The sequence below is a fragment of the Arenibacter arenosicollis genome (assembly GCF_014397245.1).
GTDB lineage: Bacteria > Bacteroidota > Bacteroidia > Flavobacteriales > Flavobacteriaceae > Arenibacter > Arenibacter arenosicollis.
Map to the genome: position 1 here is coordinate 169,760 of NZ_JACLHY010000003.1, position 13,102 is coordinate 182,861.

9 protein-coding genes and 1 pseudogene are annotated in these 13,102 nt (G+C 39.4%); 5 read left to right on the plus strand and 5 right to left on the minus strand.

Annotated elements, in window-relative coordinates:
• Positions 1-2: 2 nt before the first annotated feature.
• Positions 3-977: a polyprenyl synthetase family protein gene (locus H4O18_RS05215; protein ID WP_187582117.1), complete on the minus strand. Its 975-nt coding sequence runs from the start codon at positions 975-977 to the stop codon at positions 3-5.
• A 160-nt stretch (positions 978-1,137) separates the two neighbouring features.
• Between H4O18_RS05215 and H4O18_RS05220 the strand changes: the two genes are divergently transcribed.
• The 4 genes from H4O18_RS05220 to H4O18_RS05235 are packed head-to-tail and all read left to right on the plus strand — an operon-like array spanning position 1,138 to position 7,825.
• Entirely contained in the window at positions 1,138-1,743 is a 606-nt protein-coding gene (locus H4O18_RS05220; RefSeq protein ID WP_187582119.1) for a TetR/AcrR family transcriptional regulator, read from the plus strand.
• A gap of 44 nt (positions 1,744-1,787) precedes the next feature.
• Entirely contained in the window at positions 1,788-3,128 is a 1,341-nt protein-coding gene (locus H4O18_RS05225; protein WP_187582373.1) for a TolC family protein, read from the plus strand.
• Positions 3,129-3,159: 31 nt separating this feature from the next.
• A complete protein-coding gene (locus tag H4O18_RS05230) occupies positions 3,160-4,329 on the plus strand; it encodes an efflux RND transporter periplasmic adaptor subunit (RefSeq protein WP_187582121.1) in 1,170 nt (389 codons plus the stop codon).
• A 7-nt stretch (positions 4,330-4,336) separates the two neighbouring features.
• Positions 4,337-7,825 (plus strand): efflux RND transporter permease subunit, encoded by a 3,489-nt coding sequence (locus H4O18_RS05235; RefSeq protein ID WP_187582123.1) that lies wholly within the window; start codon positions 4,337-4,339, stop codon positions 7,823-7,825.
• Positions 7,826-7,999: 174 nt separating this feature from the next.
• On the opposite strand, the gene H4O18_RS05240 is transcribed toward H4O18_RS05235, so the two are convergent.
• From H4O18_RS05240 to H4O18_RS22105, 4 genes and pseudogenes are all read right to left on the minus strand, one after another.
• The gene (locus tag H4O18_RS05240) at positions 8,000-8,353 is read right to left on the minus strand and encodes a toxin-antitoxin system YwqK family antitoxin (protein ID WP_187582125.1); all 354 of its coding nucleotides are present in this window, start codon (positions 8,351-8,353) and stop codon (positions 8,000-8,002) included.
• A 207-nt stretch (positions 8,354-8,560) separates the two neighbouring features.
• A pseudogene (locus H4O18_RS22095) lies at positions 8,561-9,903 on the minus strand (TonB-dependent receptor plug domain-containing protein).
• Entirely contained in the window at positions 9,885-10,487 is a 603-nt protein-coding gene (locus H4O18_RS22100) for a TonB-dependent receptor (RefSeq protein WP_246474014.1), read from the minus strand. Before H4O18_RS22100 ends, H4O18_RS22095 begins: the two are co-directional and overlap by 19 nt.
• A 14-nt stretch (positions 10,488-10,501) precedes the next feature.
• On the minus strand, positions 10,502-11,155 hold the full coding sequence (locus tag H4O18_RS22105; protein ID WP_246474016.1) for a carboxypeptidase-like regulatory domain-containing protein: 654 nt from the start codon (positions 11,153-11,155) through the stop codon (positions 10,502-10,504).
• Between the two features lie 179 nt (positions 11,156-11,334).
• On the opposite strand from H4O18_RS22105, the gene aspS reads away from it, so the two are divergent.
• On the plus strand, positions 11,335-13,083 hold the full coding sequence (aspS, locus tag H4O18_RS05250) for an aspartate--tRNA ligase (RefSeq protein ID WP_187582126.1): 1,749 nt from the start codon (positions 11,335-11,337) through the stop codon (positions 13,081-13,083).
• The last annotated feature ends 19 nt before the right edge of the window (positions 13,084-13,102 follow it).

Here is a 13,102-nt window from a genome sequence, read left to right on the forward strand (position 1 = left end):
CCCTAAACATCTCGTTTCATTAAGGCAGTACCAAACTGCCTTAATATTTCTTTTTTTCCAGGTTCAATGCTCAGCATTTCCAAAATATTAAATGCCTTATCGGTGTAACTTTCTATTTCTTTTATAGTAAGGGACACAGCTCCCGTTTCTTGGAATAATTCTTTAACCGTGTTTATTTTATTGGTGGCATCCTTTGGTTTAATGGAAAAAAGATGTTCCAACTCCTGGGCCTGATCAGGGCTTCCCAATTCCAAAGCCTTCAAGTACAAATAGGTTTTTTTGTTTTCAATAATATCGCCCCCAACCTGTTTTCCAAAGCTCTTGGGGTCTCCAAAAGCATCCAAATAATCGTCCTGTAATTGAAAGGCAATCCCTAGATTAATACCAAAATCATAAATCAAATCTTGGACATCGTCCGATTCATCGGCAATTATAGCTCCCATTTTCATGGCCGCGGCCACTAAAACAGCCGTCTTATTTTGGATCATAATCAGATATTCAGGAATGCTGACATCTTCCCTGTTCTCAAAGTCCACATCATACTGTTGTCCTTCACAAACCTCCAGGGCAGTTTTACTGAACAATTTCATCAATTTCTTATAAGTGGCTGCAGGATAAGTTTCCAGCAACTGATAACTATATATCAACATAGCATCCCCCGAAAGAATCCCGGTATTCATATCCCACTTTTTGTGCAATGTCTGTTTCCCCCTTCTCAATGGCGCCGCATCCATTATATCATCATGTACCAAAGAAAAATTATGAAATACTTCTATGGCCAATGAAGCATCCAAGGCCTTTTTATAATCTCCCCCAAAAATATCGGTGGTCATTAAAGTTAAAACAGGCCTTAGTCGTTTTCCTCCCAAATGGAGAATATAGGAAATAGGCTCATACAGATTTACGGGCTCTTTAATTTTAAACCTGTCCTTCATATGGGTCATAAAATCCGACCTGTATTGTTCAATACTCTGCATAACGGCAATTTTTCTCAAAAATACATTAAAAGAAATCACATACCATAAAGAAACAATTCCCAATGTAAAAAGAAGGAAATGGACTGAAATGTTAAGAAAACGTAAAACTTAGGAAACTTTTTTTGTTTTATAAGTTTCCAATGCTATCTTTGCCAGCTATATGAAAGAAAAAATACTGGAAAAGGCGACGGATATGTTTTTGAATCTCGGATTCAAAAGTGTAACCATGGACGATTTGGCAACTGAAATGGGAATATCCAAAAAAACGATTTACACCCATTTTGAAAATAAGACAAAGTTGGTGCAGGAGTGCACATATAGTCTATTTAACCAAATTAATACAGGAATTGATTTTATATGCGCCAATGACAAGAATCCAATTGAGGAATTGTACGATATTAAGAGATTTGTCATTTCCCATTTAAAGGATGAAAAATCTTCCCCCCAATACCAGTTGCAGAAATACTATCCCAAAATTTTTGCAAATCTTAGGAAAAAGCAATACGAACTAATGCAGGAATGCACGATAAAAAATATTAAAAGAGGTTTGGAACTTGGAATTTACAGGGAAAATTTGAACATCGAATTTGTATCGCGCATCTATATTTCGGGCGTGGCCAGTATCAAGGACGAACGCTTTTTTCCTGAGGGCAATTTCTCTCCAAAAGAATTACAGGATTATTTTCTTGAATATCATTTGCGTGGAATTGTAACACCAAAGGGCAGACAGATACTAAATGATATCATCAATTCTACACATGAATAAAATACCATTAAATGACCCAATCAAAAAACATTAAATCGAATCTTATGAAATACAGCTTTTTAGCACTTTCGATGCTATTTACGGTTACTTGGACCTATGCCCAAGAACAGACATATAGTTTCAGCTTGGAGGAAGCTATTGCCTTTGCCTTGGAGAACAATTATAGCGCCATTAATGCCGATCGGGATTTGTTGGACGCAAAAAAACAAAAATGGGAAACTATTGCGACCGGACTTCCACAAATAGATGGGGCTGTTAGCTATCAAAACCAATTAAAGCAACCCGTATCCCTGCTGCCAGGTGAATTGGCGGGCCAGGAGCCAGGAACTTTTATTCCCATTGTGTTTGGACAACCCCAAACCGCCAATGCCACGGCGACCCTTAAACAACAAATTTTTGACGGGTCCTATCTTGTAGGCATTCAAGCAGCAAAAACCTTTATTGCCTATAGCAATAACAACAAAGAGAAGACTGAACTGGAGGTGCGTAAATCTGTTGTTGAGGCCTATGGTAATGTTCTATTGTCGCAGGAAAGCGTTGCCATTTTGGAAAAAAACAAGGTTAATTTGGAAAAAAATCTTTTTGAAACCGAAAAGCTTTTCGAAAATGGGCTTGGCGATGAAGAAAGCGTGGAACAATTACAGATTACCTTATCCTCCGTTGACAATCAATTAAAAAACTCACTCCGGTTGCAGTCGATTACCCTTCAGATGTTAAATCTCATTATGGGGCTGGACATAGATGCTCCTACACAATTAAAGGAAAAACTTTCCGATTTGGCCCAGGCAACGATACGTTTAGACCTGTTGGAGGAAGATTTGGTATTGGACAACAACATCGATTTTAAAATAGTGAACAATCTAAACCAGCAAAGGGAATTGGAACTTAAGCTTCAAAAAAGTTTGGCCCTACCAACCTTAAATGCCTTTGTTAATTACGGAAGCACCTCCTATAGTGATAAGTTCAACTTCTTTAGTAACGATACCGATTGGTTCGATTCATCGGTGCTGGGGTTAGACCTTCATATTCCAATTTTTAGCTCCTTCGGAAGAAGCGCTAAGACCGCTAGAGCAAAAATTGCTCTTGAAAAAGCCAAGACTCAAATGGCGGAAACGGAACAGAACATTCGCCTCCAACATAAAACCGCGAAGAGCAACTACCTATTTTCTATAGAAGAATACAACACTGCAAGCGAAAATTTGGCCTTGGCAGAACGCATTGAATATAAGAACGAGGTAAAATACACAGAAGGCCTTGCCTCCAGCTTCGAGCTAAGACAGGCGCAAACTCAGTTGTATAATGCACAACAGGAATACCTGCAATCCATGGTAGAGGTAATAAACAAGAAAACCGAATTGGAAACCGTACTTAATAGAAAACTATAAACGCAAAACATCAACCTATCAATAAAACATTATGAAAAAAATATTTCAAATATTCGCTCTGGGTGCCATTCTGGTCTCTTGCGGTTCTGATAATCAACAAACAGTAGATCAGCTTATTTCCAGCGGAGACCTCAACGCATTACGCGCTAAAAAAAGTGAGCTGTTCGAGAAGCAAAAAGTCATGGAGTCCGAACTTAAAAAGTTGGATTCGGTAATAGGATCAATGAGCGGAAATGAAAATCTTCCCTTGGTTACCACGGTTATAGCCAATCCTGTAAAATTTGACCATTACCTGGATCTGCAAGGTGATGTAAAAACGAAACAAAATGTACTTATCTATCCAGAAATGCAAGGTGTATTGCAAAAAGTATATGTAAAAGAGGGCCAAAAGGTGATTAAAGGCCAAATTTTGGCCAGCATAGATGACGGTGGAATGGGCAGTCAACTGGCGCAATTAAAAACTCAAGCACAATTGGCAAAAACCACTTTTGAGCGTCAAAAAAGATTATGGGACCAAAAAATAGGTTCCGAAATTCAGTATCTGCAGGCCAAGACCAATTATGAAGCTACTGAAAATAACGTTAAGCAAATGCAGAGTCAATTAGGGAAATCGACTATTAGAGCGCCATTTTCCGGAATTATAGACAACGTTATCAAGGACCAAGGTACCGTAGTTGCCCCCGGTCCGGGATCAGAGGTATTCAGAATTGTAAACCTATCGGATATGTATATCGTGGTAGAGGTACCCGAAACTTATTTGGGCAGTATAAAAAATGGAAAGGAAGCCAAGGTATATTTCCCTGTTTTGGGTGATAGCGTTATGACCAGTATAAGACAGACAGGAAATTTTATTAACCCTGGCAACAGATCATTTACGGTAGAAATACCTGTTCCCAATGAGTCGGGAAGCATTAAGCCCAACCTTAGCGCCAAGGTACAATTAAACGATTATACCAGCGAAAATGCCATTCTTATTCCACAGAGTATTGTTTCCGAAAATGCAGAAGGGGAACAGTATGCCTATGTAGCTCAAGAATTGAACGCCGACAACGAAGCGGTGGTTAAAAAGATGATTATCACCACTGGCAAGACACAAAACGGATATGTGGAAGTACTTTCCGGCATCAGTAATGGCAATCACATCATAAAAGAAGGAGCCAGAAGCGTAAAGGATGGTCAAAAAGTTAAAGTTTTAAACTAAAAAGTCCATGAGCAAACTACAAAAAAACGCAGACAAAGAATTTAGTCTATCGTCATGGGCTATAGATAACCCTTCCGTTATTTACGTAATGATAGGTATCTTTTTATGGATTGGATTATCGTCTTACTTTGCCATGCCAAGGGAAGACTTTCCGGAAATAATAGAAACGAAGATATATATCAGCACCCCTTATCCAGGTAATACAGCCGAAGATATTGAAAGGTTGATAACGGACCCTTTGGAAGACGAATTAAAGAATATCAGCAATGTGGTGGAGATAGTATCGACATCACAGGAAGATTATTCTATCATCACTGTTGAATTCAATGAAGAAATTACAGTCGAGGCTGCCAAACAAAGGGTTAAAGATGAGGTTGATAGTGAAAAAGCAAGCGAAGACTGGCCTACTTTTAACGGCGCCAAAGTAGAACCCAATGTATTCGACCTCAATTTTTCTGAAGAAGTTCCCATCATGAACATCAACTTTACCGGGGACTATCCAGTGGAAAAATTAAAGGAATATGCGGAGTACCTGCAGGATGAAATTGAAAACCTTCCTGAGGTAAAAAAAGCCGACATCCGTGGAGCCCAGGAAAAAGAAGTTGAGATAGCGGTTGATGTTTATAAAATGATGGCGGCAAAGGTAAGTTTTGACGATGTTATGCAGGCCATTGGCAACGGTAACATGACCATGTCCGCAGGGAATTTGAAGATCGGTGGACAAAGACGTACCATACGCATATTGGGCGAGGTAGAAAATCCAAGCCAGCTGAACGATTTTGTAGTAAAATCAGAAAACGGGGCCGTATACCTAAAAGATATTGCCGAAATACATTTTGATGAAAAGGACAAAACTACCTATGCCCGGGAATTTGGAGAAAGTGTAGTGATGTTGGACGTGAAAAAGCGAGCTGGTCAAAATTCCATATCGGCATCCGATCAAATTAAGGAAATTGTAAAAACCACCAAGGCCAACTATTTTCCTCCAGATCTTCATATTTCCATAGCCAACGATTCCTCAACCAGAACTCTTAACCAGGTAGATGATTTGGTCAACAATATAATTTTTGGAATTATATTGGTGGTAGGCGTCCTAATGTTCTTTTTAGGCTTCCGCAATGCCCTATTTGTTGGTTTTGCCATACCCATGTCCATGTTTATGTCCTTTATGATCCTATCGTGGTTGGGCTATACCCTGAATACCATGATTCTATTTGGAATGATCATGGGATTGGGAATGTTGGTGGATAACGGTATTGTGGTAGTGGAAAACGTATATCGTTTAATGGACGAGGGCATGCCCCGTATTGAGGCGGCGAAAAAGGGTATTGGTGAAATTGCCTTTCCAATTATCATTTCCACCGCCACCACAGTTGCGGCCTTTGTTCCCTTAGGATTATGGCCAGGGATATTTGGTCAATTCATGATTTATTTTCCAATAACCTTATCCGTGGTGTTGGGGTCGTCCTTGTTTGTAGCCATATTTATGAACTCCATGCTGGTTTCCAATTTTATGGATACCGAAGAAAAGGAATTGACCCTAAAGCAGTTGGTACGAATTAGCATCATTATGGGCGGACTCGGGTTATTGATCTTATTGTTCGGTGGAGCCGTGAGAGGTTTTGGCTCGGTAATGATACTTACAGCCGGGATGTTCTGGATATACAAATACGCAGTAAAAAAATGGGCTACACGCTTTCAAAAAAATACCATGACACGTTTCGAAAACTGGTATGAGAAAAGATTGATCCATGCCTTAAGGGGAAAAAATGTATACTGGTATTTTGGAATTACAGCAATGTTGTTGGTAGTTGTTTTTATGCTTTTCGGAATGTCTGTTGGCAGTGGAAGAACAAAAATAGAATTCTTTCCGGACAATATACCCAATGAAATATATGTCTATATAGAGTATCCGGAAGGAACAGCTATAGAAAAGACAAATGAAATTACCCTGAATATTGAAAAAAGGGTCTATGCCATTGTAAATGACAAGGCATATATGGACAATGGGGAAAACTTTATGATGACTACTGCAGTATCGCAAGTAGGTGAAGGAGCGGGTAATCCCTTGGCCGATGGAGGTTCTGCTGCCGAAATGCCCCATAAAGGCAAAATCACTGTCAACTTTAGTGAATTCAAGTATAGGAGAGGGCTGAGCACGGAAGACATCCGTGCCAAGGTTCAGTCTGGACTCAGCGGTATTTATCCTGGTGTTGCCATATCTGTGGAAAAAGAGGCCAATGGCCCACCAGCCGGTTATCCCATTAATATTGAATTGGAAGGGAAGGATTACGATCAGTTGATCAATACAGCAGAGGATATAAGAAACTTTATAAATACTAAAAACATCGCTGGTATTGAAGAAATAAAGATCGATGTCAACAAGAGCAAACCATCCATGCAAGTCGTAGTAGACCGTAAAAAAGCGGGTGAACTTGGGGTTTCTGTCGGACAGGTCGGAAACCAATTGCGTAGGGCCTTATTTGGTGAAAAGGCCGGTATTTTTAAGGAAGATGGGGAGGATTACGATATAAATGTTCGGTTCAGCGAGGATTTAAGGTACAACAAAAGTGCCCTATTCAATCAAAACATCATTTTTAGAGATCAATCCACCGGAAAAATCAAGGAAATTCCTGTTTCTGCGGTGGCTACCGAAAGGAATACTTCTGGTTTTAGTGCTATAAAGCACAGGGACAATAAACGTGTGGTTACCGTATATTCCGGTCTACAACCTGGTTTTACCGATGCTGCAGCCATTGTGGCGGAGATTCAAAAGGAAATGGAGGAGTTTAAGAACCTTCCAACAGGCATAAAAATAGATTATACCGGGCAAATAGAAGAGCAAAACAAGCAGATGATGTTCTTGGTAGGTGCATTTTTTACCGGATTGGGACTTATTATGCTGATACTAATATTTCAGTTTGGCGGTATTTCCAAACCACTTATTATTATGATTGCCATTTTCCTAAGTTTTATAGGGGTATTTGGAGGATTAATGATTACAGGATGGTCGTTTGTGATTATGATGACAATGATGGGCATAATTTCCTTGGCGGGAATTGTAGTAAATAATGGAGTGGTACTTTTGGACTATACCCAGATTCTTATTGACCGTAGGAAGGTAAAACTTGGAATGGATGATAAAGCCCTATTGACTAAGGAAGATGCCACAGAAGCCATCATTAAAGGCGGAAAGGCAAGGCTTAGGCCAGTTCTTCTAACCGCAATTACCACTGTTTTAGGATTGATTCCTTTGGCAATAGGTTTAAATATCGACTTCTTTGCGTTATTTTCGGAATTTAATCCACACATTTACGTGGGAGGAGACAATGTGGTATTCTGGGGTCCTTTGGCTTGGACCGTAATCTTCGGATTAATTGTAGCCACCTTTCTTACTTTGATTATTGTACCGGTTCTATTTAATATTAGCTATAGGATGAAAATTGCCCTTAGAGGAAGCGGCAAGGCTAAAAATGAGGTAGTAACCGCAGCTTAAGATATTTCTAACCAAATAAAAAAGTGCCTATTTAGAAATAGGCACTTTTTTTGTGCCATATTTTGACTTTGGAGATAAGCACTAAAATAAAACTAATTTTAAACCATATTATCGCCTGATCATAAACAAAAAACCCGACGAATATCGCCGGGTTCCCATTTATATAATTGTACTCTACTGTTTATGAATTGCCAATTCTCCAACTCCGTTCCATTGGGTAACATTGGCGATTTTACCATCCAAAAAATCTACCTCCTTAAGCTTCTTAGCATCCCAGAAGAACCATTTCCCAGTTTTCTTTCCTTGGGTATATTCACCCATGGCAATTTTCTTTCCATCCTCATTAAACATCTTCCATTCACCATGAAGTTTTCCTTGTAGAAAATGACCCTCTTGGGAAACTACTCCATTGTCATGAAAATAAGTAGCCTTTAAGACATCACCATCTTGTTCAAAAACTGGTCTTATGTCTTGTGCATTAATTACAACTGAAAATATAAGTGCGAAAACTAGGGTAATTCCTTTCATTTTATTCGGGTTTTAAATTTATCTATAATCTATCAACGTTTTAAAGATACATATATTTTACACAAAATATACATTTAGTTAACATTAAATTTACATTGGAATATTATTTTATTGTGTTTCAATTCCTTGCAAATAAAAAAACTCCCTGAAATAGGGAGTTTAATTTTTAATCGGGAATAAGCGCTTCTGATAATAGCACATCAATCCCTAAAATTTAAAGGAAAGTCCGGCGTTTATAATAGTTCCAGCAAATCCGAACTGATTTACTTCCCATGGGTACTTAAACCTTCCTCCAAGATCAGTAATAACATCCCCTTTCGGATCCAATTCATCAGGATAAACATTCAACAAATTATTTACGGCTATAGTAGCAGAGATTTTTTGTGAAAATTCGTATCCCAATATTAAATCGGTTATAACCTTGCCTGCAAAAACTTGGTCTTTTAAAGGATCCGAACCATGATCCCATTTAACCTCCCCAAAATATGTGTTATTTAATATAAAATTCCATTTTTCAATATTGTAATCAAACCCAAGAAGTATTTTAGATTTAGGACGAACCGTGGTGATTCTAGCTTGTTCCTTTCTATTGAAAATCTCATAACCATTTGCAGCCAATAAACTAGGAGTTTTAATTTGTCCGTCAATCTCAGTTTTATTGAAATTGGCAGCAATAGTCGCTCCCAAATTACCAGCACCCATAGTGATATTCTTATAACTGGCCACTATATCCACCCCAGTGGTATTGGTGTTTACTGCATTAACAAAGAATTTTAAACTAGTTATGTCATTCGCTAATAAAATCTCCTCAACTGGATTATTGTTTGCCTCATCACCATCAAATCCGATTTCGTTGGTAAAGAGCACCCGATCATCTATTTTAACATTATAGAAATCAACTGCAAAAGATAAATTCGTCAATGGACTGTATGTAAAACCTGCGGTGACATTTTTAGAGGTTTCGGCGGTTAACTGTGGCACCCCCAAACCGTCTCTTATTATTGGGTCCACATTATTAAACGTTCCCTGATTGGATATCGTCCCCCCGGACACCAAAGTTTGTATATTGCTCAAATAAATTTGATGTAATGCAGGAGCTCTCCCAGCAGATACCGTCCATTAACCTTCCAAGAAGTATTATCGCCAAAATCACTGAAATCTTCGTATCTCAGTGCCCCTCCTAGGAGTAATTTATCGGTAGGCTCCCACTCCATATCTCCATAAAGCCCATAATTATCTCGGGTAGCTTCAACAGCGTTACTGGGCTGCAATCCTGGAAAAGATACCGCACCCTGCCCAGCATAAGAAGCAGACTCCCCTGCCATGGCAGTAAAACGTTCTCCCCTAACCTCAGCTCCAAAAGCAATGTTGACAGTTCCCAAGTTTTTTGAAAAATCCAAATTGGCTAAGGTGTTGCTAAATGAATAGGCTCCAACATTAAAGGTGGTTGGACTATTGGCTCCCAATGCAACATTTAGGGTGTTTCTAACATCGTAATTAACAGCATTCCTACCATAAGTTCCACTTAAATCTACATCAAAGGAAAACAATTTCCACTTACACCTACCGTGGCATTGTTGTCTCTAATATCCGTTTCAAAAGTTGGTTGAAATCCTTGATAATTAGTCCCAGGTTCATGCAATAAATTAAATGGATCAGAAACCCAGTATGGTGGTCTGTACAAGGCAAAACTTTTACCCTTTCTATAAGTAAGCCCGCCAAAAGTATAAACCTCTCCGTTGCCATTTTTAAACGGAACTCCTGCATTAAAAAATATATCCATTTTTTCAAGGTCTGGCTGACCTATTGTCATTCCCAAATCAGGATTTTCAGCCAACCATGAGCCCCAGTCAGGATCATTTGCAGGCACTCCAAATAAACCATCCTCACCAGGTGTAGCCGACCTGTCCGTTTTTTCCTGGTTATAATAGCCAACGGTTAAGTTCAAATAACCCCCATCTTCTCCTAGTTTTATTGCACTGTTTACATCTGCGGCAAAATTAAAACCATCACCTTCCGTGGTAATTCCGGAACTAATCCCAACTGTAGTGAATTCAACATTTCTTTTCAAAACCATATTAATAACCCCGGCAATGGCATCTGACCCATATTGGGCAGAAGCACCATCACGCAAAACCTCAATCCTTTCTATAGCGGCAGAAGGAACACTTTTAAATCTACCCCTACTTCCCCCTTTCCGGGAGTATCGTTTATATATACTAATGCACTCAAATTTTTACGCTTACCATTTACCAATACCAAAGTCCTACTGGGACCTAACCCCCTTAAATCTGCAGGGTCGAAATGTGCAGTACCATCGGAGATTGCCTGAGTGGTAGAATTGAAAGACGGTACTTTATACGTCAGCATTTTGTCTACGGTAGGTTGACCAGTGCTTTTCAGTTCGGCAACACCTATATTATCAATTGGTACAGGGGATCCTATGACTGTTCTCGGTTTGGAACGGTTTCCCAATAACACCACCTCTTCCAAACCTGTTGCCGATTCCTCCATGGCAATATTTAAAGTGGTTGGACCGGTTACCTGCATTTCCTTTACGGCGTATCCCATTGATGAAAATACCAAGGTTGCAGGAAAGTTATCCACTGAAATTTCATAATTACCATCAAAATCTGTGGTAGTACCGGTTGTGGTACCTTTAATTACCACATTGACACCTGGAAGTGGATCCCCTTGTCCTGAGTCTGTTGCCTTTCCCTTAACAACTCCCTGAGCTACCAAAAACAGAGGTGCCATTAAAAAAAATAAGAACATGTTTTTCTTAATTAATTTCTGTTTCATATTAGTAAGTTTCGTTAGATTTATATACTAAAATACTTAAGTTTTGTTAATATTCTCTAAAAAATTTTAGAATATGATAAAAATTTATAGCCAATATTTCGAATTTCCCAATTGCAGATATTTTTTTCAGCTTACCCTATTACTTCTTACATTTGCCTTTTCATAGATGAAACAAAAAAATGTATAGAAGTCATAATTGCGGTGAATTACGGGAGGCCCATCAACAGGAACAAGTTACCTTATCTGGCTGGGTACAAACGGTTAGGGACAAAGGTTTTGTGATATGGGCCGATTTACGCGACCGATACGGAATTACCCAGCTGATTTTTGATGAGGAACGCTCCTCCAAGGAGATTATGGAAATTGCAAGATCCCTAGGTCGGGAATTTGTAATACAGGTTAAGGGAACCGTTATTGAAAGAACCTCCAAAAACCCAAATATTCCTACCGGAAATGTAGAAGTATTGGTATCGGAAATTAAAATACTCAATAAATCCTTAACCCCCCCTTTTACCATAGAAGACCAAACAGACGGCGGGGAAGATATCCGAATGAAATATCGATATCTGGACATTCGTAGAAATCCAGTCAAAAACAACCTTATTTTTCGACATAAAGTAGCCATAGAGGTCAGGAAACATCTATCCGACCAAGGTTTCATTGAAGTGGAAACGCCATATTTGATCAAATCCACACCAGAGGGTGCCCGTGATTTTGTGGTGCCCAGTAGAATGAACGAAGGTCAATTTTATGCCTTGCCACAATCACCTCAAACATTTAAACAGTTATTGATGGTTGGAGGAATGGATAAGTACTTCCAGATCGTTAAATGTTTTAGGGATGAAGATCTTAGGGCGGATAGACAACCCGAATTCACCCAAATAGATTGTGAGATGGCCTTTGTGGAACAAGAAGATATCCTAAATGTCTTTGAAGGACTTACCAGACATCTTTTACAGGAGATAAAAGGGGTTAGCGTGGACAAATTCCCCAGAATGACCTACGATGAAGCCATGAAGAAATATGGTAACGACAAGCCCGATATCCGTTTTGGAATGGAATTTGGCGAGCTTAATGCCTGTGCACAGCATAAGGATTTTGGCATTTTTAACGAGGCCGAATTAGTTGTTGGCATTGCCATTCCGGGAGCAGCTACCTTTACTAGAAAAGAAATAGATGCGCTAGTAGACTGGGTACGTCGACCACAAATAGGGGCAAAAGGTATGGTCTATGCCAAATACAATGAAGATGGTTCCTTTAAGTCTTCGGTTGATAAATTTTATGACCAGGAAGATCTTGAGAAATGGGCAGAGGCCACTGGAGCAAAACCTGGCGATTTAATATGTGTACTGTCTGGAGACATCAACAAAACCAGAACTCAGTTAAGTGCACTTAGAATGGAAATGGCAGAACGTTTGGGACTGCGTAAAAAAGATGAATTTGCTCCTCTTTGGGTAATAGATTTTCCATTATTGGAACTGGATGAGGAAACGGGTCATTACCATGCCATGCACCATCCCTTTACCTCACCAAAACCGGGACAGTTGGAATTGTTGGATACCGACCCTGGCGCAGTAAAGGCCAATGCTTACGATCTGGTATTAAATGGCAACGAAATTGGTGGAGGCTCTATACGTATTCATGATAAACAGATACAGGCTACAATGTTCAGACATCTTGGCTTTAGCCCAGAGGAGGCAAAGGCTCAATTTGGATTTTTAATGGATGCCTTTCAATTTGGCGCCCCTCCCCATGGAGGTTTGGCATTTGGCCTAGATAGATTGGTGGCCATTTTGGGCGGACAAGAAACTATACGGGACTTTATTGCTTTTCCAAAAAACAATAGTGGCCGCGATGTCATGATCGATGCCCCTGCCCCAATAGATGATACTCAGTTACAGGAACTTCATCTAAAATTGGATTTATAATCATATCTTTAAAATCCTG